The 24,564-nt window shown below is 67.5% G+C and carries 19 protein-coding genes, 1 tRNA gene and 2 pseudogenes; 11 read left to right on the top strand and 11 right to left on the bottom strand.

The genetic code is table 11. The annotated features are described in order from the left end of the window. Window positions 1–5 precede the first annotated feature (5 nt). Genes drmB through D7I43_RS33210 form a run of 5 tightly spaced genes read right to left on the bottom strand, consistent with a single transcriptional unit; the run spans window position 6 to window position 9,646 of the window. Window positions 6–1,955, bottom strand: coding sequence for a DUF1998 domain-containing protein (gene drmB, locus D7I43_RS06280; RefSeq protein ID WP_204985162.1), 1,950 nt, complete (start codon window positions 1,953–1,955; stop codon window positions 6–8). Beyond that, on the bottom strand, window positions 1,952–5,431 hold the full coding sequence (locus D7I43_RS06285; protein ID WP_120327451.1) for a helicase-related protein: 3,480 nt from the start codon (window positions 5,429–5,431) through the stop codon (window positions 1,952–1,954). The genes drmB and D7I43_RS06285 overlap by 4 nt, the downstream gene beginning before the upstream one ends. Next, complete coding sequence (locus tag D7I43_RS06290; RefSeq protein WP_204985163.1) at window positions 5,428–7,134, bottom strand: nuclease-related domain-containing DEAD/DEAH box helicase; 1,707 nt, start codon at window positions 7,132–7,134, stop codon at window positions 5,428–5,430. The genes D7I43_RS06285 and D7I43_RS06290 overlap by 4 nt, the downstream gene beginning before the upstream one ends. Continuing rightward, window positions 7,122–8,636, bottom strand: coding sequence for a hypothetical protein (locus D7I43_RS06295; RefSeq protein ID WP_120327453.1), 1,515 nt, complete (start codon window positions 8,634–8,636; stop codon window positions 7,122–7,124). Before D7I43_RS06295 ends, D7I43_RS06290 begins: the two co-directional genes overlap by 13 nt. Continuing rightward, the gene (locus D7I43_RS33210) at window positions 8,633–9,646 is read right to left on the bottom strand and encodes a hypothetical protein (RefSeq protein WP_204985164.1); all 1,014 of its coding nucleotides are present in this window, start codon (window positions 9,644–9,646) and stop codon (window positions 8,633–8,635) included. Before D7I43_RS33210 ends, D7I43_RS06295 begins: the two co-directional genes overlap by 4 nt. Before the next feature lie 912 nt (window positions 9,647–10,558). Here D7I43_RS33210 and D7I43_RS06305 point away from each other — a divergent pair. Beyond that, window positions 10,559–11,053 (top strand): very short patch repair endonuclease, encoded by a 495-nt coding sequence (locus tag D7I43_RS06305; protein WP_120327454.1) that lies wholly within the window; start codon window positions 10,559–10,561, stop codon window positions 11,051–11,053. Here the strand turns inward: D7I43_RS06305 and D7I43_RS06310 are convergent. Both D7I43_RS06310 and D7I43_RS06315 read right to left on the bottom strand, forming a co-directional pair. Beyond that, entirely contained in the window at window positions 11,039–12,109 is a 1,071-nt protein-coding gene (locus D7I43_RS06310; RefSeq protein ID WP_120327455.1) for a Cfr10I/Bse634I family restriction endonuclease, read from the bottom strand. The genes D7I43_RS06305 and D7I43_RS06310 overlap by 15 nt on opposite strands. Beyond that, window positions 12,109–12,354, bottom strand: a complete 246-nt coding sequence (locus tag D7I43_RS06315; RefSeq protein WP_275670816.1) for a helix-turn-helix domain-containing protein — start codon at window positions 12,352–12,354, stop codon at window positions 12,109–12,111. Before D7I43_RS06315 ends, D7I43_RS06310 begins: the two co-directional genes overlap by 1 nt. 166 nt (window positions 12,355–12,520) lie before the next feature. Here D7I43_RS06315 and D7I43_RS06320 point away from each other — a divergent pair, with 166 nt between their 5' ends. Further along, a complete protein-coding gene (locus tag D7I43_RS06320) occupies window positions 12,521–13,825 on the top strand; it encodes a DNA cytosine methyltransferase (protein WP_120327457.1) in 1,305 nt (434 codons plus the stop codon). 246 nt (window positions 13,826–14,071) lie between these two features. Here D7I43_RS06320 and D7I43_RS06325 read toward each other — a convergent pair. Together D7I43_RS06325 and D7I43_RS06330 are read right to left on the bottom strand one after the other, a co-directional pair. Then, window positions 14,072–14,914, bottom strand: a pseudogene (locus D7I43_RS06325) (IS5 family transposase). Next, window positions 14,890–15,371 (bottom strand): annotated as a pseudogene (locus D7I43_RS06330) (IS1380 family transposase); the annotation flags it as partial. The pseudogenes D7I43_RS06330 and D7I43_RS06325, both read right to left, overlap by 25 nt. A 253-nt stretch (window positions 15,372–15,624) precedes the next feature. On the opposite strand from D7I43_RS06330, the gene D7I43_RS06335 reads away from it, so the two are divergent. From D7I43_RS06335 to D7I43_RS06365, 7 genes are all read left to right on the top strand, one after another. Continuing rightward, window positions 15,625–15,700: transfer RNA gene (locus D7I43_RS06335), tRNA-Arg, on the top strand. A gap of 296 nt (window positions 15,701–15,996) precedes the next feature. Continuing rightward, window positions 15,997–16,530, top strand: a complete 534-nt coding sequence (locus D7I43_RS06340; protein WP_120327458.1) for a SigE family RNA polymerase sigma factor — start codon at window positions 15,997–15,999, stop codon at window positions 16,528–16,530. Further along, window positions 16,520–17,620, top strand: coding sequence for a hypothetical protein (locus tag D7I43_RS06345; RefSeq protein ID WP_120327459.1), 1,101 nt, complete (start codon window positions 16,520–16,522; stop codon window positions 17,618–17,620). The genes D7I43_RS06340 and D7I43_RS06345 overlap by 11 nt, the downstream gene beginning before the upstream one ends. 125 nt (window positions 17,621–17,745) lie before the next feature. Further along, window positions 17,746–18,645: a 2-hydroxyacid dehydrogenase gene (locus tag D7I43_RS06350; protein ID WP_240032825.1), complete on the top strand. Its 900-nt coding sequence runs from the start codon at window positions 17,746–17,748 to the stop codon at window positions 18,643–18,645. Window positions 18,646–18,718: 73 nt separating this feature from the next. Beyond that, window positions 18,719–19,606, top strand: coding sequence for an alpha/beta fold hydrolase (locus D7I43_RS06355; RefSeq protein ID WP_204985165.1), 888 nt, complete (start codon window positions 18,719–18,721; stop codon window positions 19,604–19,606). Window positions 19,607–19,610: 4 nt separating this feature from the next. After that, window positions 19,611–20,006, top strand: a complete 396-nt coding sequence (locus tag D7I43_RS06360; RefSeq protein ID WP_204985166.1) for a VOC family protein — start codon at window positions 19,611–19,613, stop codon at window positions 20,004–20,006. Between the two features lie 59 nt (window positions 20,007–20,065). Continuing rightward, entirely contained in the window at window positions 20,066–21,382 is a 1,317-nt protein-coding gene (locus D7I43_RS06365; protein WP_158610078.1) for a low temperature requirement protein A, read from the top strand. Window positions 21,383–21,508: 126 nt separating this feature from the next. Here D7I43_RS06365 and D7I43_RS06370 read toward each other — a convergent pair whose 3' ends face one another. Then, complete coding sequence (locus D7I43_RS06370) at window positions 21,509–22,357, bottom strand: SDR family oxidoreductase (RefSeq protein WP_120327463.1); 849 nt, start codon at window positions 22,355–22,357, stop codon at window positions 21,509–21,511. Between the two features lie 116 nt (window positions 22,358–22,473). Here D7I43_RS06370 and D7I43_RS06375 point away from each other — a divergent pair, with 116 nt between their 5' ends. Together D7I43_RS06375 and D7I43_RS06380 are read left to right on the top strand one after the other, a co-directional pair. After that, window positions 22,474–22,839 carry a winged helix-turn-helix transcriptional regulator gene (locus D7I43_RS06375; RefSeq protein WP_120327464.1) on the top strand — a complete coding sequence of 122 codons (366 nt, stop codon included), beginning with the start codon at window positions 22,474–22,476 and terminating at the stop codon, window positions 22,837–22,839. Between the two features lie 191 nt (window positions 22,840–23,030). Further along, the gene (locus D7I43_RS06380) at window positions 23,031–23,912 is read left to right on the top strand and encodes a trypsin-like serine protease (RefSeq protein WP_204985167.1); all 882 of its coding nucleotides are present in this window, start codon (window positions 23,031–23,033) and stop codon (window positions 23,910–23,912) included. Window positions 23,913–23,961: 49 nt separating this feature from the next. Here D7I43_RS06380 and D7I43_RS06385 read toward each other — a convergent pair whose 3' ends face one another. Next, the gene (locus D7I43_RS06385) at window positions 23,962–24,564 is read right to left on the bottom strand and encodes an ATP-dependent Clp protease proteolytic subunit (RefSeq protein WP_120327465.1); all 603 of its coding nucleotides are present in this window, start codon (window positions 24,562–24,564) and stop codon (window positions 23,962–23,964) included.

Below are 24,564 nucleotides of genomic sequence, written 5' to 3' on the forward strand. Positions count from 1 at the left end.
TGCCGTCAGAGGTCCACCTGCGAGAAGTACCCTAGCTCGGGGTCGTTGAAGGTCCCGATCACAAGACCGCGGTCGAGGAATCGATTGAACTCCTCACAGCTCGTCTCGGGCAGCAGTGCGCACCCGTGGCATGCGGCCAGGTTGCAGGAGTCGGGGCCTTGGCCTTTCTCGCCGATGTCCATACAGACCGGGTCGGTGGAGCACCAACGCGCGCCGCTGATGGCTGCAGCGAAGACCGAGCGCAGGTTGTCCGGCCTCGCCATGCGCACCAGGCCGCCCATGGTGCCTTCGGAGTCACCGGCCGCCGTGTAGATGAGCAGGCCCGCCATCTCGCGACCGAGGGTCGCCGACACGTAGAGGCGCTCGCGCAGGGATGCCGAGCTGTAACCACACGTGAAAACCAACTCGTTGATCAGCAGGTGACCGAGCGTGTGTAGGAGCACGAAACGCGGGGTGAGCGGGCGGGCTTGCAAGCTTCGCTGGTGAGCGGCCAAGCTATAGTTGGCAGCGATCTTGTCGGCCCGCCGTTGCACCTCCGCACGGGCCTCCCACGCTGCTAGGCGCCCGGGTTCAAGCTCAAAGTAGATCCCCTCGCCTTTGACGACGTATGCGGGCAGCCAGTCCTGGTCTGGGTGAAGCGGTGTGCGCCGCAGCAACGCCTTGCCCACGCTGAGTCGTAGTACTTCGTCATAGACCCGTGTAAAGCCGCGCAACGCTCTCGTTTCACGCAGGACGTCAACCGAACGCACCCGCTCCAGGGACGGCTCCAAATCCGCGTGCATTCCTGGATCGGTCGCTGTCAGATAGTCGTCCTTGGGAGTCTCGCGAATCTGTTCGAACTCGGGGTAGCGCCATTCCTCGTCACCCGTCAGCAGCTCCTCGTCGCTGTCCCCGGCGGGCTGTGGCTGCTCGGCGCCGATACCGAAGAAGTCGCGGTAGCCAGCCATGAGCTCGTCGTCCGCGATCGGCCTGAACAGTTCCGGCGGGACATTCTGCAGGAGCTGCTTGCGCAGGAGGCCAACATCGAGATCTGCCCCGAAGATGCTATGCAGGGTCCGCATGGTGGTGCTCACCGCCGGGTGGCGCATCAGCTCATGCATCTGAGCACTGACGGCGCCCTCTTGGCGCGGCAGGTAGATCGAGGACTCCACCTTCGGGAAGTAGACGTTGCCCGCAGCACGCAGGGCAGCCCGCACAGGTAGGTCGCACGTACCCTCAAGCCGATGCAGCCACGGGCGCGCTCCGGTGCAGTAGTAGGGATCCGCGGGACCGGCTAGCCGGTCCGTGAGCCAGGTGTGCTCCTCACCAACGGAACCGGGCAGCGTGGCCGTGATGTTCTGAAGAGAACGCTCCGCCCCACAACCCAGGCGCTCGTCACGGTTGCCCCTCGCGTCGTAGCCGCACGTGACCACCTGGCCTTCCAGTCCACTACCGCCACGCGATACCAGCCTGAGCAGCCCTGCGCATTGGGGGTTGTTGGACCGATGAACCCACTTCTCGAACGGGAAATCATCGATGTGGCCGTTGCGGCAGATCGCTACGAACGGCACCTGAGACATACGCGGCTTGTACTGCCGCTCGCCGTGTTCGCGATCGGGACACTGCTCTTGCTGTTGCATGCTGAGCGTGCTGAGTTTGAGGCGCTTGCAGTACATGCAGAAGGACCAGCGGGGGAAGCGCAGCACTGGGACGGCCAGCCTGACGTTGCGTGTGTCGTTGCCAGTGGCCCGGGGGCGCCAGTCGGGCGGCAGCCGGAACTCGGAGACCCTTAGCCGGGCTTCCAGGCGCCAGTCGTGCTCCTGGTACTCCTCGAGCGCTAGGTTGCTCACGTCATCGACGTCATACCAGTGGTCGAGCCCGGCGGTGATAACCGATGTGCCGTTGACAAGGACGCTCATTGCGCCGACGCCGAACGGAGTCACGAGCTGCGCCCGTCTCATGCTCCCGCTGCTCACGGTGCCTCCTCGTTTCCGGCGTCTGCCTGGGCGTAGGCCGTCGAGATCCTCAGCCGGCATTCCGCGTCGACGTTGCGCATGCTCGTCGGCACGTCCCAGATCGTTGCCTTGCTGCCCAAGTCGGGCAGCGTGCCGGCGTAGCGCATCAGCCCTTGCTTGGGATCGCTCTGCGCGCCAATGGCGTTTGCCTCCCACTCGGTGCGCTCCCACATGGACCACTCGCGTGCCCGCTGCCGGGCCATCCGCTCCAGTACCTTCACCTCATCTGGATCCACGACCTGTGCCCGCTCGCGCAACAGCTCGATGGCCTGCTCATAGGCCGCCCGCGGGAACGGGTGCGGTCCGATGCCAGCGGTTACTTGCCTGATGTGCGCGATCGTGGCGGCGTGCAGGGCGCGGCGCAGGACGGGTGCGGCGAAGGGGGTCACTGAGGTGGGCTCAACCTGCGCGTAGAGCTGCTGGTGGTAGGTGCGGAATCGCTCGTAGTGACTGCGGTCCCGTGGCTTGGCCGCCCCGTAAATCGTGATGACAAGGCCGGGGCTCACGTCGGCGCGACGACCCACTCGACCGCTGACCTGGATGTACTGCGCTGTCGTCTTCGGCTGGCCGACAATCGTCATGAGACCGAGCCGGTCGATGTCGACCCCGACCTCGATGATATTCGAGGCCAGGCAGATGTCGACGCAGCCCTGCTGGTCGATCTTCGTCTCCAGCTGCTGGATGGCCTTCGGGATCTCATCGCTGCGGCGGCGTGATGTGAGCTCCATCGTGACGCTCGGCCAGCGCGGACTAATGCCGTCGCGCCTACGAAGTGCGGTCAGGTAGTCAGGAACGTCGGACTGGAGGAGTGAGACCGTGTTGCCGAGTTCTCGAAGGCTGTTCAGGAAGTTTAGGTTGGTCCAGTAGCCGTCGCGGTCGGCCTCTGGGATGAGGGTCGCCGCCTGCAATGTGGCTGCCGTTACGCGCACCTGGACGGTCTGGGTCGATCCTAGTGACGCGCTCATGACGCCGAGATACCGCCGCCCGGGCTCTGGACTGCCATCCGGCAAGGTGGCCGGCTCGGCGAAGAAAGAGTGCCCTTCTTCCAGGCCGTGGGGCGGGAAAAGCGCCACCTGGTGACGTCCGAAGAGTCCTCTGATTTGGTCCTCGTAGCGGCGGGTCGTCGCCGTCGACGCGATGATCTTCGGCGGTACTGGCGTCTCGCTTCGCCTGTCTGTGCAGAGGTCGTCGATGACGGGTTCATACAGGCCCACCATCGAACCCAGCGGCCCCGCGATAAGGTGAAGCTCGTCCTGGATGATCAGCCCTGGCGGCGAGACCTCGCGGTTGCCGTCGTCACCCAGGCCAAACAGCCGGCGGGCCATCGGGCGCCAAGCCATCATGGCGAACTTGTCAACCGTGCCGATTACGATCGACGGCCTCACCTCGTAGATGTCCTCATCGACGACGTGGACGGGCAGTCCGGTGCGTCCCGAGAACCTGCAAGACCGGTCGACGCAGCGCAGGACGACCTTCGAGCCAACCTGGTCGTAGCCGATGACGTCCTGGCCAGCGCGGCCTCGGGGTTTCATGCCCATCTGCGTCCCACACCATGGGCACCGCAGGAGGAGGAACATGTTCTGCTCGTTAACTCCACGCCGCATGCGGCGCAGGCTCTCGACAGCCTGGTTCCAAGTGTTGGGCGTCGACGTACCGCCGAGCCAAATACCGATGCCGAACGGTGACTGGCCGAGTTCTGCCTGGTTCTTGGAGCGGATGTCCTCGAGAACGCAGATCAGCGAGGCCGCACGCAGGAACTGCTGGGCAGTAAGCAGGCGCAACGTGTACCGCATGAGGGTGTCGGTGCCAGCGTCATGCGGATTACGCAGGCGACGCGCGAGCAGGCTTATCGCGGATGCTCCCAGGTATGCCTCGGTCTTGCCGCCACCGGTCGGGAAGAAGATCAGATCGACGAGCGACCGGCTGCCGCGAGTGGGTTCCACCAGCTCCGGCAGGCTCGCGAGGATGAACGCGATCTGGAAGGGACGCCAGTTGCCCTGTCCTGCCTGTGGCGTTGCTTCCGGGTGCGGCCCCGATGGCCGGAGGATGTCGTCGCGTCCGCGCTCAACCTCGCGCAGCGGTAGCCGGGAACGCACCTGCTGAAAGAGCATCGCCTCGTTAGCCAGCCGGAATGCCCGTTCGGCGATCGGGTTGGAACCGACAAGCTCCCAGCCAGTACGCATGCGCCCGAGCGCTTCCCTGCACAAGCGCACATGCCGCCGCGCGGCATCATGAAAACGCGGCAACATGCCTGGAATCTCCGCCTCCTGGCGGCTGATCCAATCGCCGTACAGAGTGAGCAAAGTCTCGACCTGGCTTCGCCCATCCGCGCTGCCCATGGCGAGTTCGGCCATGCTCACGCTGACCCGGACACGCTTGCCCGACTCGTCGGTCAAATAGATGTCGGGCGTTAGGCTGACGACCTCATACGCAGGGAGCGGGTCGGCTCGCACCCATTGGGCAACATCGCTCCCCTCGCCACCTCCCCAGCCGGCGGCACAGCCATGGCCGATGGCGAATGTACGTTTGTTCCTGTAGAGCAAGTCGATCGACTGCTCCTCCTCGTCCAGACCGGGGAGTCCGACCTCGGGATAAGCCTCGATTGTTAGGCCCGCTGCCGCTTGTACGCTGAGGCCCATCTGGAAGAGCGCACTTGTCGGCCCAGTGCCGGCTGCCCGGTTCTGCATGGCGACGGTGACCAGGCGAAGCTCGGGGTCCGACTCGCCCGGAACTGGGCGGCTGAAAACCTGTACTGTCGGCGTGACGCGCAGCGGCTCAGCGCCGTCTGGAACCATCGGAACTTCCCAGAGCCTGTTGGTGCTTGAATGCAGGACAGCATCTGGGGCCGATCCTGTTAGCTCGAATGGCCGCCGCAGCCACCACGTCCACGGGTTGGTCCTCCCGGGTACGTAGACACTGATCCGGTCGTAGTAGGCGCCGGTGACGTTCAGCTCGAGTGAGCCGCCCGTCCTAATGCGAACCTTGAAGGAAATCGCCATAGCGGAGGGCTTGAAGCGGTTGGCGTCGGTCAGGTCGAAGTCATCCGAGTCGGCAACGTCTTGGTGGAGCGTGCCCGGGACCTCGATCGGAGGAGCGTCAGGATTGTCCTCACTTTCCCCCAGACCCGAAACCCAGGTGACGTCCATATCACCACCGATGCCCTCGCTGGTGGCGCTGGGCGCGGTGGTTGCCTGCTGCGAGGCACCGGGGTAGAGGACGCCTATGCCATAGCGGTGCAGTGGATCGGCTTGAGTCAGAATCTCCTGGAGCGTCGTGGCCTCGTGGAACTGGCCGCGGCTGGCTTCAAGCGACTCGAAGTGGACCGTTCCGCTCGAGCAGTCAATGGGAACGCCAACCGGCGGCTCGCCGGGGTGCGGCCCGAACAACTCCCGGCGCACGGCATCCTCGATGACTTTCCGCGCTTGCAAGCCGGTCATGCATTTCCTCCCACAACGGTCCGAGCGGTCCCGGTCTCGATCAGAGCGAAGAGGCGATCTGTTGCCCTGGTCATGCCGACGTACATCAGCGACTCGAAGCCCGGCACGAGCCGGTGGTCCAGGTCAGTGACCACGACAGCCGGCGCCTCAAGCCCTTTGAAGGCTTGGATGGTGGTATGCAGAAGCTGGCCTGGACGTCCGTGCCGGCCATCGGCCGGATGCAGCACCTGGCGGAGCCAGGAATTGGGCGTTGTCTGGGCTGTGGACCCATTTCGGAGCGGGCTGAGTACCACGATCTCGTTAAGCTCGTAGCCCTCGTCTCTCAATGCCCGTACCGCCTGCACCAGCAGCGGCGACTGGTCGGCTCCCGCAGTGTACGGCACCAAGGTCGGGTCGACGCCGTCGTCCTGCCGACGGAAGTGCCTGTACCCCGGTCGCAGTTTGCTGAACAGGTTCACCTGGTAGCCGATGCGTGGCAGGTTCCGACAATTGGCGGTCAGCCGATGGGAGCTGAGGCGCGGGATGCGAGCACCAAGCGACGCCCGGCCGTCACCGGACTCAAATATTGCCTGGCGCTCGAAGTCGCCGAAGAGGAGGATACGACCATCGGCTAGCCCGCCGGCGACCATCAGATCCAACACATCGAGATAGGAATCCCTGACCATGTCCTGGATCTCGTCAACGATCAGGAAGTCACCCGCGAGATCTGGCCGGTCAAGCAGGACCTCCAGCGCGGATTCGGGAAGGTCTCGTTCCCAGAACGCTGCCCCAGCGCCGGGCGGGACCTTGGATCCCGAAATCCGCAGCAGCTCTTGATGCAACGTGCCGACTGTCAGCCCCGCAGCACCACCGAGGTCGTAGGAAAGTTTCCGGCCGAGGAGCTTGTTGAAGCACAGCAGCCTGCCCGAGCGACCTTGCGCGACCTCACGCTGGGCAGCCTCGACGGCAAGCAGGGTCTTGCCCGAGCCCGCCGGACCCGCGAAAAGGACTGCCGGGTTGTCGGCCATGGCGTCTAGCGCGAGGTACTGCTCCTCGATGAAGGTGACGAGCTCGGTTTGGCGGGCACGGCGTATGTCGCCCGCAACGTTGGCAATCTCGAAGCGAGGCCTCAGCAGCGAGGCGATCCGCGCAGACATCGCGGCATCCGGGCCGGTGCCGCCATACGAGAAGTACCGAATCTTGTCGTCGAGGTGCTTCATCCCCTGAGCGAGGGTACGCAGCACAGCTGAGGCGGCACCGTTACGTAGATCCTCAGAGTCGAGCACCTGCCAGTCGTGCCACTCCGGCGTCGGCGGTAGCATCGTGCGTGCCCGCACATGCGTGAACCAGACGGCGCTGAGCATGGGGATCGAACGCAGATCGACGCCCCTCTTTGTGAGGAAGCGTCTGATGCTGTACATCGCCTCGCTTGCTTGTTGGAACGGCCCGCGAGCGGTCGGAGCGTCGCTGCCCAGCTTCCAGAGCCCATCCGGGAGACGGTTGATGACGTGGTGCGACTTCACTTCAACGACCAGCACACCCCTGCCGGGCACAATGACGACGAAGTCGGCCTCACCTTCAACGTGCCGGACGTGGTCGGCGATGCCCAGCGAGTGCAGCACAAACCAGTCGTTGGTGCCGTCAGCTGACTGCAGCGCGGCGTAGAGGGCACGCTCCCCGGGTGGTGAGCCCTCGGGGCAGTAGGCGGGCATCATTCGAGCCATTGCCCGCTCCGGTCTTCGAACGGCACTCTCGCATCGTGGCGTAGCACGATCTCCGTGTGTGGGGAGATCGCCAGCACTCGAGTCGCAATCAGCCCCCGCACACCCTCCCTGCCGATGTCTAGTCTCCAGTGACCGTCACGTTCCATCGCGGAAAGGTCCGCTTCGGACACAGCTCTTTCCAGCTGATCGCGCAGGTTGGCACTGGCCTGATGGTGGGCACGTCGCAGCATAGTGGCCAGACCGAAGGTCGGCTGGATCGGGATGCCGAGCCAACTCAGCAGTGCATCAAAGTCCTCGTCGCGGTTTGGGCGTATCAAAGCAGGATCAGTCCAGGCACGCACCCGGTCTGCGGTCCTGACGCCACGGGCCCGGAGTTCCCTGACCGCCTCCGGATAGGAAATCAACTCCAAACGGCGGGCGAGAGCTTCCTTCCATGCCTTCTGGGCTGCGTCAACGGCAGGACCCTTGGCAGACAACAGCGCCAGCGCCGTCCGATAGAGAGCGCCCCGCTCGGTCTCTCCCTGGCGCAACAGTAGGTAGGTGCCCGGGCGGACAGCGTTGACCTCCGTGTAGACAACGCGCTCGCCGGGCGGCTGCGTCGGGTCGAGCGCCCGAATGCGGTCACCGTCGTCAAGGTAGATTGCGAGGTTGCCACTCAGTAACACCTTGCGTGCCGCGACCTCGTCGGCTCCGGGCAGCCGGTCGGCCGATCTCCTGCCGCCCCAACTCGGCTGCGGGAGGAAGTCCTCTTCCACCTCGTCCGCGCCGTCCTCGCCAACGGGCCCGCTGGTGTCACCCAAGATGGATACTGTGGCTCCGATACAGATCGCGCCGTCGGCATAGGCGGCGATCGGTGACCGCGGGATCGATCTGTCGCCAAACCAGGCGGGCACGAAGAATTTGATCACGCTCATGATAGGCGCTGTCACCAGTGATGACCGGTAGAACCGCGGTGGCCCCACGACAAGCGCCTGGCTTCGGTCCGGCTGCTCCCGTTCCAACTCGCCCGCGGTCAGCACCGACGTGTCCAGATCGCGGAGCCATGTGGCCAGTGCCATTTGGGCTGGCTTGCTCGCCGCAACGACGACGCACTCTGACCCGCCGGCCTCCTCGATAGAGCGAATGAGAACGGCGCCGAGCGGAGGGACTGTTTCGCCGACGGCCTGAGCAGCGGTGGCCAGTTCGTCGAGCAAGGCCTCATCAGCCACCGCACCGCGAAGGCGGCTGACCTGACGACGGACCTGCTCACACATCTCGACGACCGCCGGGTTGTACCTGGCCGGCTGCGGCTGCGTAATCAGGCGCCACCGGAGCGCCTTGGCCGCACTCAGGAGGTCCTCCCACAGACCGGGGCCATCGTCGCGAACCGCAAGCAATAGCCGGCGGACTGCGGCGTTAAGTCGCGCTCCCGCCGGATCACCGACTGCGATGACCTCGACGCCATTGAGCGCAACCGATGCCGCGGCGGCGTAGCGGCGGTTCAGCTCCGCGATCCGGCTCATAGCGCCACCGTAAACGCCAGAACCTCAACCCCGACCGGTTGGCTCCAGCCGAGATCCTCTGGAATCGCGACCGGCTCACCACGGGTGTTGCGAAGCTGCACGATTAGCTCGGCGGCGGTTTCGTCGGCCACTGACCGGTCGAGAATACATATGACAACCGACGCCTCAAGCTCGCCGAGATGCTTGATGGCGCTGTTGCCGTCGAGTATCACTGCTGTCAGGTCCTTGGGCAGCGGGAGTTGATCTTCCACCCGGGAGGCGGGGTAGAGCCTGGTGAACCAGGTCGACACTTTCGCGCCTTTCGGCAAGATCACATCTGCCAGCGATCCGTGACCTACGTCGACCTTGTAGGGCTTGCGCCTCGCGGAGGCCTTGGCGAGGTCGTCGGTGAGCTTCTGAGGCCGATCGGGATATTCGCCTTCGGCACAGAGGAAGGCGCCGAGTTCCTCGCGAAGCCAGGTCAGGGTGCCCACGATCGCCAGGTCCGCCGCTGGCGCTGCGAGCCGTGACCCCCACGTCTCCTGAAGGTGCGCGATCCGACCGAGGACACCGGCATGTGGACGCGCCGTCGCGACCGGCTCTTGCGACCCGTTGAGCACGCGCAGTTCACGAACGTGCGTAAGCTGCCACTGCGAGAGGTTGGCGAGGCGGAGACGAGGCGGGGTCGTAGACTCGTTCAGCGCGACGAAGCGGTCGACGATGACCTTATGCTCGGTCACTACGCGGACCAACGCCCCGGGGACGGTTTCCCGGAGGATCTCCATCGGAGGCCGTAGCGGTTGCGCCGGACGAGCCATCACCCAGCCGCAACCTATGAGCACAGCAGCAAAATCGCGGCGGGGAACAGAGATCGCGACGATGAGTTGTCGTCCAGCATGAGCATCGGCATAGCGTGCAGCGCGGGAGCCAAGTGTCAGCATCGGAGCGACCCACGCGGCCGGTTCCGCTGGACGAAAGGGGGAATCTGTCAGTCCAAGCTGGGTCGGCGCATGACTGAGCGCTGCTGCCACCTACCATCCCTCCCTTCCTCATCGGACGACGGAGTGCCCGCGATGCTAGCCCGGCCCTCGGACTATCGGCGTCTGCGACTTGCCGGACGTCAAAGCTGCGGGTGGAGCCGCAGATCACCGTCTGTTTGCTGACCGATGGAGGGCTTCCGTTGATGGTGCACGCGTTCCGGGGGCAACCACCACCACCGTTGGGCCGATCCTCCCGGCACTCTTCGGCGTGCACAGCCTCTACGGCGCCGCCACGAGCGTTTGATGATGATGCCTGATCATCTCTTCCAGAAGGGTCGCTCCCGCGTGATGGCGGTGATTCGGTCGAGCCTGGTAGTTGCGCGCAAGATCGTAAGCGTCAGGTTTCGTCGACCGTGAGCCTGATCAGCCGCTGTCGGTGGTGTCGTCGGCGGCGCAATGGCCAGCACGGCTGCCCTGTCGCGCCACCACAATTAGATGAGCATCAGGACTCGTCGGCGGACGCGGTCAGGTGGCCCAGCTCGGACGCCTCCTGCTCGGCGGCCTGCTGGATGTTCGCCTGCACGGCGCGCGCCGTCGTCACGAACGACACAAGTTCCTCCCCAGCCGGGCCAGGCCGACGGCGTCCAGGTTTGGGGCGTCGCGGCGAGCGCCGAACGCTGCCCGCGGCCTGCGTCTCCAGGTGGCTCAGGGGGTCGAGGTCGAGTCCGTCGACGCTCGCACGGATCTCAGCTCCACCGTTGGTTTCCTCAGCGCGGTAGGGATTTCGTCCCGTAGCCCCATCGAGGGCCTGGGTGAGCATGCCAACCGGTTCCGGCTTCTCATCCGTCGGGCGCCACCCACCGTAGGCGTTTGCGCCGCAGGCAGGTCGGGCAGAGGAGGCCAGGGAACAGCGGTGCGTAGTAGCGTGGGTTGCAGCCCCAGCCTGCAGCAGCGGTCGGTCGTATGGTCTGTGTTGTGACGGCACAAGACGAGGGTCCGATTGTTGTTGGGCCGCCCCCAGCTGCGTCGTCGGCCGGGAGGCGCCGGGCTATGCAGCTGCAACGTTCCCGTGACACTTCTCCCGAGATGGCTCTGAGGAAGGCCCTTCACCGACGCGGGCTCAGGTACCGGGTACATCAGCGACCGCTCGCCGAGGTCCGGCGGACTGTGGATGTGGTGTTTCGTCCGGTAAAAGTGGCGGTAGAGGTGCGCGGGTGCTTTTGGCACGCCTGCCCGGAGCACGGGGCACGGCCCAGGTCGAACGCTGAGTGGTGGGAAGCGAAGCTGTCTCGCACGCAGCAGCGTGACCGCGAGACTGCCAGCAGGCTGGACATGGCGGGATGGAAGCTTGTGGTGGTATGGGAGCACGAGAGTGCCGAAGCCGCGGCGGACCTGATTGCCAGTCTGGTCCGCCAGCGGCGTGTCGGCATGCTGGGGCAGCGTTCAGCGGAAAAGTGAAGGCTGCGAAGGCAGCGGTGAACGTCGCGACGACGGCGTGGCCACGTCGGGGACCAGGGCCATCCGGTCGTTCAGGAACTGGAGGAAACGCTGCACAATCTGGGTAGCGTTTGCGGGCTTGTACAGCTCACGCACCGCCCGGTGGGCCTTGTCTGTGCCCGCCGAGTGGATCGACGCTGCCTGGTAGATCTTCTCTGCTCCGGTGCCTTCAGCCGTGAGCGCGTGCACCTCGAATTCCACGCGCGGTGCGTTGAGGTGGCCTTCAAGGAGGAACTGCATCACGTTCGCCTCATAGAGAGGCTGGTAGAGGCGGTCGGAGCGGAGGCTGCTTTTCAAAGCCATAGCCAAGATAATCTCGCCAGGCTCGATGCGGCCCTGAACACGGCGATGCGCCTGCGCAAGTACCCGTTGACCAGGGTGCGCCAGGTTTCTCAGGGGAGTTCGCCAGGTGTCGTCATCGCGGGCCTCGTCAGGCAAGACGACGATGGCAATATCCGGTGTCGATGTCGGCATCGTTAGGTTGCGCCCGGCGAGCTTGGCTCGAATATCGCCAATCTCCTGCTGCGCTTCCTTGACCAAGAGGCGCACCCAGTCGTACTTCCTCGGCAGGTTGAGCACGGCTACCTGCCGTCGAGGGCTCGGCGCGACGGACGGCCTACCGTACCGGGGCGACGTCGGCCAGCTTCCGCCGCACATGTAGGTGTTCCAGTGTGCTGCGGTCTCCCACAAGATCGCCGTTGTGAGCACCTCGTAGATGTCGCCAGTGACCTTGGCGATGGCGTTGCCCTTGACTGCGAAGTCAGGGCCGTACAGCAGACGCCCCTCCTCTTTGGCGTTGACTACAGGTTGTCTCGCCACATCAAGGAACGGCATCCCGTTCAGCCCCGGTGGCCCCCACCCGGGCACACTCGTGTCGAACGTGTAGGCCAGCATGTTTTGCTGAGCCAGCCGGAACTCCGTATCCCTGCCCCGTACCGGTGCGCTGCGAAGGTCTTCGATCAAACGCATTGCAGGGTCGAGTGCCTGGACCGCTACCTGGCTGAAACGAAAAGGCACTAGGGCACCTCCTCCGCAGCTGCGATCAGTTCGGCCACGCTTAACCCCAGCGCGGCAGCCAGGCGCTGCTGGGTGGTGAGCGTAGGGTTCCGCCTGCCGCGTTCGAGACCGCTGACGTAGGTCCGGTCGAGCCCGGAACTGGCCGCAAGCTGCTCCTGCGACATCTTCCGCTCGGTCCGCGCTCGGCGGACCGCCAGCCCAAATGCGACCTGAAGGGGTGAGGTCGCCGGCTTGGGTCTTGGCACTCCCAGAACCTAACGGTATGTAGACCATCGAACCACGGAACATAAGTCACATCGGGGCCGGCGGCCGACACGCCGTGTGAACTATGAGTCACATTCGCCGGTGGTCCGTGACGTCGTGGGCGGCAGGGGGTAGCTTCTACCGGGAGATCGACTAGGGGAGCGTCGTGTGGCTAGATACTCAGCAGTATCACTGTTCTCGGGGTGTGGAGGCTTCTGCGAGGGGGTCCGCCTCGCTGGCTTCGAGGTGAGAGCTGCGGTCGAGCTTGATCGTTACGCGGCGCAGACCTATCGCGCGAACTTCCCCGAGGTGCCGCTCTACGAGGGTGATGTTCACCATTTCATGAACCCCGAATCCGAATCATGGGTAGCTGAGTCTGAGCGTTTCCCTGCCTTCGAGCCAGAAGAGGTGGACCTTCTTTTTGGGGGGCCTCCTTGTCAAGGGTACAGCCAGATTGGCACTCGGATCCTCGACGACCCGCGTAATGAGCTGTACCTGCAGTACATCCGGGTCCTGACTGCGCTGCGCCCGAAAGTGTTCGTCATGGAAAACGTGCCGAACATGCTCTTGCTTGCTAAGGGGCGATTCAAGCGAGAGGTGCTAAAGGCATTTGCGGATGCCGGCTATAGCAACAGTGACGTCGAGGTGGTCGCAGCCTCTGACTACGGCGTCCCCCAGTTGCGCAAGAGAGCCATGTTCGTGGGTGTCAGAGATGGCCAACGCCTCGGTATGCCTGTCAAGGACTTCGTTGTGCATGCCCTGAAGGAGGAGCAGCAGCCCGTCCAGACGGTGTGGGATGCCCTGGGTGATCTGCCGGAAAAGACCGCGGTTCACTACGAGTCGTTACCATACCCGGCAACTCGCCTCCGAAACGACATTCTGGATGAGATGCGCATCGACCGAGACGGCCGCTGGTACACCGCAGAGGGCAAGGCCAAGGCCGGCCGGGGCGAGAAAGCCCGCCTCCACAACCATCACACCAAGGAGATACAGGAACGGCGCCAGAAGTTGATCGCCTACCTCAAGCCCGGGGACAAGGGCGACACCCTCCCTAAGGAGATCTGGAACGGCCTGCGCCCAGAGAAATGGCGTAGGCTTCCTCTCGACCGCCCCGCCTATACCATCCTTGCGCAGATGCATCGCGACCTCTCCGAATGGGTCCACCCCCGCTATGAGCGATGGATCACCGTACGTGAGGCGGCGCGCCTTCAGTCTTTCCATGACGGCTTTGTTTTCCATAGCAGTGAGTGGCAGATGCTCAAGCAAATCGGCAACGCTGTCCCGCCGCTCCTGGCCCGGGCTGTCGCGTCAGCCGCCGGCAAGATCCTGAAGGAGCTCGACAAGCCTCAGGAGCTGGGGTCGATCCGTATCCCGCATCAGGCGGACCTGCTGCACGACCTGTCATCCGGGCCGGCCGCAGCCTCGACCGAGAAGAATGCTCAAGTCGAGGGGGCCGACAGGGTGTTCGCGTGAGGAAAGCTAACCCAGCCACGCCGTTGCAGACAGCCGACGCAGGTTGGACGAGGCAGTTAACCTCGATCGTCCACGGCGGGTGCCGGCCACTTCGGCCTCGTCTGTGATCGCTGGTGATCACGTGCCGAGCGTGGGCATGGTGGCGGGCCGTCTGTCGCGACGGTGGGCGTGGGTCTCCTTCGGTCCTCCGGTCGTCGGGACAGAGCTGAATTGGGTCAGCCGGGGTGGGGATCGCCGCGATTCGGTCTAAGAGATCGTTTCAGTTTGAGTTGTGAGTTTCCGGAGGTAGATGGCTGCGCAGGCCAGGTTGAGGAGGGCTTGGTGGATGTCGGCGCGTCGTCCGTAGCGGGTGCGGGGTCGTTTGAAGGCGTGTAGCCAGGCGAAGCTGCGTTCGACGACCCAGCGGCGCTGGCCGAGGCCGGAGCCGTATAAGTGAGCGCGGCGGGCGATGACTGGGGTGATCCCTCGGGCGTGGACGCGGTGGCGGTACTTGTCGTGGTCGTAGCCGCGGTCGGCGTAGATCCTGCGGGGCCTGCGGGCAGGCCGGCCGCGTCGGCCAGGGATCGGTGGGATGGCGTCGATCAGGGGATGAGCTGGGTGACGTCGTTACGGTTCCCGCCGGTCAGGGTCACCGCCAGGGGTGTGCCGTCGGTGTCGGTGATTCAGGTGGTGTTTGCTGCCGGGCCGGCCGCGGTCGACCGGGCTCGGCCCGACGTGGTCCCCCTTTGAGCGAGCGCAGGTGGGAGGCGTCGACCACCGCGTAGGCCAGGTCCAGGGCGACGGCGGCACGTAGTTCGGCCAGGAGCACCTCGTGCAGACGCTGCCACACGCCCTGTTCCTGCCAGCGGGCAAGCCGCCGCAGCACGTCGACCCGGACACCCCGAACGCCGAGGTGGGCAGCTGCTGCCACGGGATCCTGGTCTGCAGCACGAACAAGATCCCCGCCAGGGCCGCCCGGTCGTCACGAGCCAACCGCCCGGGGTAGCGGAACCGGCGGGTACGAGCCGGGGTTAACGGTGCGAGCCGCTCCCACAGCCCGTCAACGATTTCCCTCTCACGCACACCTAGGGCAAGGTCGATGGAATGCATAGCTGGCGGCGGCGTTGGCCTCGGGCCGGGCGGGCGGCGGTGTGCAGCAGGCGGTAGCGCAGCCGTTTCGGCTCGGCTTTGGCCAGATCGCCGTCAAGGGTGAGCAGTTGGAGCCAAGCGATCAGGTCGCAGGCCATGGCGGCGACGGCGCACACAGGCGGCGCGGTGCTGTTGGTGACTATCATCCGCATGTCGGGCCGCCAGCCGGTCAAGGCCAGTAGCCCGGTCAGTTCGGTGACCTGCGCGGCGGCGCATTCCGCCTCGCCGATCGACCAGCCGATCGAGTACTGGACGCGTCGGTTGCGCTTGGCGTCCTGCGGTCAGCCAGCCCAGCACGACGTGGGTGGCGGCCGTCGAATCACCGCGGATGAGCAGGTGCCGCCGATGCGGGGCCGGGACTTGCGCGAATGCCTCGGCCAGCACGGAGGTGATCGGCGGCAGTGTTGGCTCCGGCGTTGGGCTACGCTCGGCGACCCCGGCGATCGCTGATTTTCGATGATGTGTGGGGTGTGTGCTCTCCAGCAGGTGCCGGCCCGGGTCAACCAGTCTCACCACCCGCCAACCCGGGCCACGGGTCCCGTTCGTCGACGTGATCCGTGTGGTCGACGTGTGGTCATCGCCTTGCCCGCGGGAGCCGATCAATCCAGGTCAACGCGGTCCAGTCCCTGCCACCCCGGGTCGACGCGCAGGTCGCTAGACTGGGCGCTCGCGCCCTCGTAGCTCAGGGGATAGAGCAACGGTTTCCTAAACCGTGTGTCGCAGGTTCGAATCCTGCCGGGGGCACCAGGTTACGGCCTTGATCAACGATCACTGTCCGGCCGGTGTCGGCCTCCCACCATCGCGCGGCACTGCCCAACCTCGCGAGTACCGAACGTGCGCGACGCGGCACGATCCAGACCGTCGCCCCCCGGGGCCAGGGAGCCTGCCGGAGCCCGCCACGCCACGGAACCACCACCCGGACGCGCGAAGGATCTCGGGGATCTACGAGTCCCGGCGGAGCGGTGGTGCGACGGTGCGCATCTGATCTGCTCGGGCGTTAACCTCACCGTCCCTCCAGCGCGTTCACAGGGTGGGAGGTGCACATGCAACGACCCCGGGAAGTGGCACCGCCGGACGGGTTCGCCGAGTTCGTGGCGGCGCGCTCCGATGCGCTGCTGCGGTCGGCCTGGCTGCTTACCGGTGACGCCGGGCGGGCTGAGGATCTGTTACAGACGGTCCTGGCGGACGTCTGGCGGCGGTGGGCCGCGATCACGAGCGTCGGGCATCCCGAGGCGTACGTGCGCAGGGCGCTGTTCACCACGTACGTGTCCTGGTGGCGGCGTCGCTGGCGCAGCGAGATTCCAAGCCAGCCACCGGACAAGTCGGCGTACGGCGACATCGCCGGGGAGTCCGCCAACCGGGACGCGGTACGCCGCGCTCTGGCCCGGCTGAGCCGGCAGCAGCGGGCGATCGTGGTGCTCCGCTACGTCGAGGACCTGACGGTCCAGCGGACGGCGGACGTGCTCGGCTGCTCGCAGAACACGGTCAAGGTGCAGGCCTCCCGTGCCCTACGGATCCTGCGGACGGATCCGAACCTTGAGATCTCTGCCACCTGGAGGTCACGAAGTGACGCGTGAAGATGAGGACATCAAGCGCCTGTTGACCGAGGCGGTCCCCCCACTGACGCCGCCGGCCGATCGGGTTGGCGCGGTGGCGGCGCGGGTCCGCCGGCATCGGCAGCGCCTGATCGGCGGCAGTGCGCTCGCGGTGGCCATGGCCGTTGCACTGGGTGCCGGGGGGATGCAGGTGGTCACCGGCGGCAAGGACGCCCCGCCAAACCGGACGGCGGACGACTCCGGCGGAGAAGGGCGTTGGACCTCGTGTGCCGAGGCGGCACCGGAGATGGCCAGGCTCGGCCCGATGGCCACGGCGGGCGACGTGGCCGCCCTGCCCCGCCTGGACGGTGATTTCACCCCGACCGCGGTCGTCATCTGCGGACGAGAGCCGCAGCGACGCGCTGACGGGGGTCAGGACCTGGTGGCGACGGAACGGCGTAGCGATGACGTCGCCGCCCTCGTCACCGCGCTCCGCCTGCAGGACGACCCGAGCGATGCCGTGATGTGCACCACGGAGGCGTCAGTGCTGCCGTGGCTGGCGCTCATCGACGCCGACGGCCGGTGGATGCGGCCCAGGATTCCCGTCGGTGTGTGCGGAAAGCCGCGGCCCGAGGTAAGTGAGGCCCTCGCCGCCTTGCAGTTGACCACTGTGGCGACCCGCCCGGTTGTCGAGCTTGAGTCGGCTGAGGCCGTCGCTGCCGGGTGCAGCCAGAAGTGGAAGGATGTGCTGTCGGTGGAGACGGCGGGGAACCGGACCCCCCGCCGGGGAGCCGTGCCAGAGCCGTTCCCCGCTGGCCAGCAGGTTCGCCTCTGCGTCTATGAGGTGACCAACAGTGAGCCGGGGACCGGCAACTTCGTGCACGGGACGGTGCTGCCGGCGGACCGCCGGACGGCGATCGAGCACGCCCTCAAGGCTGCCGGACCGGCCGAGCCGTGCAGCGCACACGCCAGCCGCTTTGCGCTGCTGCGGTCCGTGGCGGGCGGCGACCCGCAGACGTACGTCGAACTCGACGGCTGCCGCCGGATCATGGTGGTCCCCCGTCCCGGCGCGGGCGGCCCGGTCATCGCGCAGGGCGACGCCACGCTGACCGAGCTGATCGACAAGCCGTGACGTGTCGGCGAGGCCGCCTCCGGTGGCCTCGCCCCGATCGCGGTGGCCCGGTCCGTCTTGCCATCTCGGCTTGGGCGGGAGTCAGGCAGGTGGTGCCGTGGCGCGGAACCAGGATGATTGGCGTCGTGCGCTACTTGATCTCTCACCCCGAGGTGGTGGCCGAGCGCGGCGATCTGGACATCGCGCTGTACGACGGCACCCAACCCGTGCCCGAGAACCTGGACGACGTCGAGTTCTACGCGCTGCCGTACGGGATCATCGATCCCCGCTTCTGCGAGCCGATCGCCCGGATGCCCCGGCTCCAGGTGGTGCAGACCGTGACCGCCGGCTACGACCACGTCCTGCCGTACCTGCGGCCCGGCCTGACTCTGGCCAACGGCCGGGGAGTGCACGACGCGGCCACCGCCGAACTGGCGGTGGCGCTCACGCTTGCCGCCCGACGCCGGCTGCCGGACTTCGTCCGGGCGGGGGACGAGGGCCGGTGGGCCTCCGGCTGGTCGACCGGGCTGGCCGACGCGCGAGTGCTGATCGTCGGGTACGGCTCGATCGGCGCCGCCATCGAGCGCCGGCTCGCCGGGTTCGAGGTGGAGGTCAGCCGGGTGGCACGGAACGCCCGCCCCGGCGTACGGCCGATCTCCGACGTTGCGGAGCTGCTGCCACAGGCGGATGTCGTCATCGTGGCCACGCCGCTGACCCCGGAGACCGAGGGCCTGGTGGGCAAGGACTTCCTCGCGAGGATGGCCGACGGTGCCCTGCTGGTGAACGTGTCCCGGGGGCGGGTGGTGGACACCGGGGCGCTGCTCGCCGAACTCAGCGACGGGCGGCTGCACGCCGCCCTGGACGTCACCGACCCCGAGCCGCTGCCTGCCGACCATCCGCTGTGGTCCGCACCGAACGTCCTGATCAGCCCCCACGTCGGCGGCCTGACCGCCGCGATGGCGCCCCGGGTCCGCCGCCTGCTGCTCGATCAGATCCGACGGTACGAGGCCGGCGAGCCGCTCGCGAACGTCGTCGTCGGGTCGTGACGGTCGGCGGATCACGACAGCCGAGCGGCGCTGATCGGCGGTGACAAACGTGGGTTGGTCCTACGCTCGGCACGTGCCCACCGATCGGATAGCTGATCCTCAACTGGCCGCGCTGCTGCGTTCCGCGCGCGCCGAGCCCCGCACCGGCGTACCGGAGATCGCGGCGATGCGGGAGGCGTCGCGCGCCCGGGCCGCGGCCCGCACACCCGGGCCGGCGATGCCCACCGTCGACGGGGTGATCGCCGGGGTGCCCGTGCGGACGTACCAGCCCGGCCTCCACCCGGTCGTCGTCTACCTGCACGGAGGCGGCTTCGTGCTGGGGGATCTCGACACCCACGACGCCCAGGTGCGGCGGCTCGCGGCGGCCACGGCGACGACCGTCGTCGCCGTCGACTACCGGAGGGCCCCCGAGCATCCGTGGCCGGCGGCGGTGGACGACGCGGTCGACGTCGTCGCGCGTGTCGCGGCCGACGGGACGCCGGTCGCGGTGGCGGGCGACTCCGCGGGGGGCCTCGTCGCCGCGTTGGCGGCGCTGCGGCTGCGCGGCGAGGTGTCGCTGCTGGCACAACTGCTGGTCTGTCCCAACGCCGACCCCACCCTCCGGATGCCCAGCGTCGCCGAGAAGGGGCACGGGTTCCTGCTCGACGTGGACGACCTGCAGCGGTGGATGGGCATGTGGCTACCGGACCCGGCCGTGCGGGGTTCGGCCGCCGTGAGCCTGCTCGTCGCCGACCTCACAGGGATGCCGCCGGCCGTCGTGGTGACAGCCGAGCATGATCCGCTACGCGACGAGGGTGACGCCTACGCCGGCCGGCTCGTCGACGCCGGAGTGCCCGTCGTGCACCGGTGCGAGGCCGGTCTGGTGCACGACTTCCCGACCCTGCGGGACGTGTCACCGGCCGCCGCCGCGGCGGAGGACCGCTTCCTCGCCGATGCCGCAGCGCTGCTCCGGGCCCGGTGAGCCGGTGGACCACATCTCGATGTTCCGCACTCCGCAGGTCATCCTCTTCAGCCAGGACGTGACGCGTGCCGCCGAGTTCTACGCGGGCCTCGGGTTCACGGAGACGTTCCGGGTGCCGACCGAGGGCGAGCCCATCCACGTCGATCTCGTGCTCGACGGCTACACCATCGGAATCGCCTCGGTCGCGTCCACCCGTGACGACCACGGCCTCGACCCGGTTCCCGAGGGCCAGCGTGTCGCGGTGATCCTGTGGACCGACGACACGGCGCGGGCGTACGCCGAACTCACCGCTGCCGGGGTTCCCGCCCTGATCCCACCCCACCGGTGGCTCGACCGGCTGTTGATCGCGTGGGTCGCCGACCCGGACGGGAATCCCATCCAGATCGTCCAGCGCCTCTGACCGGCCCGCACTGGCGCGAATGCCGCCGGGACACCTCGCCGCGTTGCGAGAATCGGCCGGTGACGAGCAACGACGACGCGAGCGAAAGGGGACACCCGGCACCTCCGGGCACCCAGAAGGTCGCCGAGAGCACCTCGTCCACCACCTCGGAGCTGTTCTTCGACCTGGTGTTCGTCTTCGCGTTCGTCCAGGTCACCACGCTGGTGACCAACGAGTTCACCGTTCACGGGATCGTCAACGGGTTGCTCGTCCTCGCCATCCTGTGGTGGGCCTGGTCGATCTCCGTGTGGGTCGCCAACCGGGTACGCGCCGACTTCGGTCTCACGAGGGCCGCGGTGCTCGCCGTCACGGCGGTCCTGTTCCTTCTCGCGATCTCCACGCGGGACGCGTTCGAGGACGAGCCGGGCGGTGTGAAGGGACCGCTCGTCTTCGCCACCTGCTACGTGGCCGTGCGGGTGTTCATGCTGGCCCTGCGGTGGTACGCCCTCCCGGAGATGACCGTCCAGGACCTCGTGGTCCTCACCCTGCCGCTGCTCGGCGGGGGCTCGCTCCTGTTCGGCGCCGCTCTCGTGCCGCATCGGGTGTTCGACATCGAGTGGCAGGCCAACCTCGCGCAGACCGCGTTCTGGGGGGCGGCCGTCATCGTCGACTTCGGGCTGGGGATGGCCCTGCCGGCGCGCCGGAGGGTGCTGTCCGCCCGCCACTGGGCCGAGCGGCACGGGCTCATCGTCCTGGTGGCGCTCGGGGAGTCGATCATCGCGATCGGACTGAGCAGCCTGGACGTCCCGATCTCGTGGTGGCTGCTCTGGGCGTCGGCACTCGGTCTCGTGGTCGCGGCGGCCCTCGAGTGGCTCTACTTCGACGTCGTGGCGCTCGCCGGTGAGCAGTCGTTGCGCCGGTGTCCACCCGTCCGGCGAGTGGACCTGGCCCGGGACGGCTACACGTACCTGCACCTGCCGATGATCGCCGGCATCATCCTCTACGCCGTCGGGCTGAAGGAGGTGATCACGGACGCCCACGGGGGGACGCGGGCCTGGACGGTGGATGGGCTCGAGCTGTACACGCTCTACGGCGGAGTCGTGCTCTTCCTGCTCACCCACATCGCCTTCCAGCTCCGGATCACGGAGATCCTCAGGACGATCATCTGGCCCCGCCTGGCGGCGGTCGTGATCCTGGTCGCGCTGATCCCCTTCACCGACGGGGGCCATGCCCTGGCCGCGCTCGGACAGCTCGCCGTCTGCTGTGTCGGGCTCGTCGTGGTGGAGGTCATCGTCGCCAACGGCCAGCGCGAGCAGCTCCGCGAGGCGATCCTCATGCACCGCGCCACGGAGGAGTCCGGGATGGGGACCGGCTGGTCGCATCCGGCCGACATGTGACGGCCGGCGGCCCGGTCGCGCTCGCCGGCGCGCCCCACCGGGTTCCCCACCTGGGCGTCGCGGACCTGGGCCGTCTCGGGCGGTCCCGCCGCCCCGCCGAAGCACGCGCGGGGCGGCGGGAGGCAGTCAGAGCGCGGCGCGGATGGCGTCGGCCAGCGTGACCGGCTCGCGGCCGAGGAGCCGTGCGAGGTCGTCGCCCTCGGCGTACAGCTCGCCCTGGGCCATGCCGCGGTCGCCGTCGGCGAGGAGGGCCGCGTAGTCCCGGGGGACGCCCGCGCCGACCAGCACCTCGACGTACTTCTCCTCCGGGAGGTCGGTGTACGTCACCACACGTCCGGTCTGCCGGGACAGCTCGGCGGCGAACTCGTTCATCGTGAACGGCGCGCCGCCCAGCTCGTACGCCCGGCCGGCGTGCCCGTCGGTGGTGGCGACGACGGCGGCGGCCTCGGCGTAGTCGGCCCGGACCGCGGCGCTGACCTGGCCGTCGCCCGCCGCGCCGGCGATCCCGTGCTCGAGGTACGTGGGGATCTGCGGGAGGTAGTTCTCGATGTACCAGCTGTTGCGCAGGAAGACGTACGGCAGGCCGGAGGCGGCGATCTCCTCCTCGGTGGCGCGGTGCTCCCTGGCGAGGATCAGGCGGGAGGTGTCGGCCTTCACGATGCTCGTGTAGGCGACGAGTCCGACACCGGCCTCGCGGGCCGCGGCGACCACGTTGCGGGCCTGCTCGGCCCGCCGGCCGAGTTCCGTGCCGGACACGTACAGCAGCTTCTCGCCGCCGGCGAACGCGCTGCGCAGCGACTCCGGCTCGTTGTAGTCGGCCCTCCGGACGGTCACGCCGCGCTGCGCGAGGTCGGCGAGCCGCGTGGTGTCCCGGCCGAGCGCCACGATCCCGTCGGCCGGTACGCCACGGCCGAGCAGTGATTCCACGATGAGCCGGCCGAGGTGGCCGGTGGCACCGGTGACGATGATCGACATGCGTGCTTCCCTTCGGTCGGTTGGATCATCCGCTGCAACCGGAATCCGGCCACGCCACTTCCCGTTGGAGAGTAGGCACCTTGAAGTGCGTAACGAGCGCGTGGGAGAGTGATGACGTGGAACCGGATCCCTACGACCGCAGGTGCGGTAGCCGACAGGTGCTCGACCGGATCGGCGACCGGTGGAGCATCCTGGTGGTGCTCACCCTGGCCGACGGCACCAAGCGCTACGGCGACCTGGCCCGGCGCATCGACGGGATCAGCCAGAAGATGCTCACCCAGACACTGCGCGGGTTGGAGCGCGACGGTCTCGTCACGCGCGAGGTGCACGCCTCCGTGCCGCCGCGGGTCGACTACACGCTCACCCACCTCGGTCGCAGCCTGCTCGACCTCGTATCCGGTCTCGAGGCGTGGGCGACCATGCACCTCGCCGAGGTGGAAGCCGCCCGGGCCCGCTACGACACGCGCATGTCCGGCCACTGATGTAACGAGAATTGGCCCGAAGACGCTGCGCCGCGAGCGCGCGCGGACCATTCCCCACGGGCATAGGCTGCGCCGTATCGAGAATCGGCACGTCCTGGCATTCCCATGACTGGGCGTCGGACGCGAATGAGGGGGCGCGTCCGCCGCCGTCGGGGTGCCCGGCGGTGTCTGCTTCCCGGACGGAGGGTCTCTTGCGTCGTACCGCACTGCTCGCCAGCCTGGCCACCGCGGCGCTCGCCGCGGCCGTCGCCGGCGCCACCCCGGCCTCGGCCATCAGCACCGACAACTCCCAGCCCGCCCCGGACCGCACGGAGGTCGGCGCCCTGCTCGTCCAGTGGGACCGGGATGCCGACCCCACCACCCCGGACGTCGTCGACTGGTACTGCTCCGGCACCATGATCGACCGCGACGTGTTCCTCACCGCGGCGCACTGCACCACCGACTGGGCGCCCGGCGCCCGCTTCTACGTCTCGCTCGACCAGGACGTCGAGGGCGCGCTCGCCGAGGCGCGGGAGGCGGGCCTCAGCCCGGAGCAGGTCGCCGCGGCGGTCGGCGTCGAGGGCACGGCCCACACCAATCCCGCCTACCCGGGCAACTCGGCCGACTCCCAGGACATCGCGGTGGTCACCTTCGACCCGGGTCAGGCCGCCGAGCTGGACCGGCGGTGGGACTTCACCCCGGCGAGGCTGCCGAGCGCCGGGCAACTCGACGCCCTCGGGAGCCGGACGCTCGACGCGTCCCGATGGGAGGTCGTGGGGTACGGCACCGAGGAGGCCCAGCGCGAGCCGGGCGGGCACGTCCACCCGGGCGGGGGCGTCCGGATGAAGGCCGAGGTGGGCTTCAACGCCCTCAACAGGACCTGGGTGCGCCTGGCGATGAACACCGGCCGCGGCTACGGCGGGGCCTGCTACGGCGACTCCGGCGGCCCGAACTTCGTGACCATCGACGGCGAGCGGGTGCTGGCGGCCACCACCATCACCGGTGACACCCCCTGCTACGCCACGAACGTGGCCTACCGGATGGACACGCCCACCGCGCGCGGGTTCCTGGACGACTTCGTCGACCTGCCCTGAGCGGGTGACGACGGCGGCCGGCGGGACCATCGCCGGCCGCCGTCGCGTCTCATCCCGCCGACAACTCGTCGGCCCGCGTGATCACGTGGTCGATGAGCCCGTACTCGCGGGCCTGCTCGGCCGTGAACCAGCGGTCCCGGTCCCAGTCGCGCTGGATCTCTTCGAGCGTGCGCCCGCTGTGCTGGGCGATCAGCTCCTGCATGGTCCGCTTCACGTGCAGCATGTTCTGGGCCTGGATGGTGACGTCCGCCGCGGTGCCGCCCATCCCGCCCGACGGCTGGTGCATCATGATCCGCGAGTGCGGCAGCGCGTAGCGCTTGCCAGCCGTACCGGCGCAGAGCAGGAACTGCCCCATCGAGCCGGCGAAGCCCAGGGCCAGCGTCGCGACGTCGTTGCGGACGTACCGCATGGTGTCGTAGACGGCCATGCCCGCGCTCACCGATCCGCCGGGCGAGTTGATGTAGAGGTAGATGTCCCGGTCGGGATCCTCGGCGGCGAGCAGCAGGATCTGCGCGCAGATCTGGTTCGCCGAGGCGTCGGTCACCTCTTCGCCGAGGAAGACGATCCGTTCCTTCAGCAGCCGCTCGAAGACCTGGTCACCGAAGGACGGCTGCCCGCCGTCCAGCATCCGCACCGGCTCGTACCCGATCAT

This window comes from Micromonospora globbae (assembly GCF_003610785.1).
GTDB lineage: Bacteria > Actinomycetota > Actinomycetes > Mycobacteriales > Micromonosporaceae > Micromonospora > Micromonospora globbae.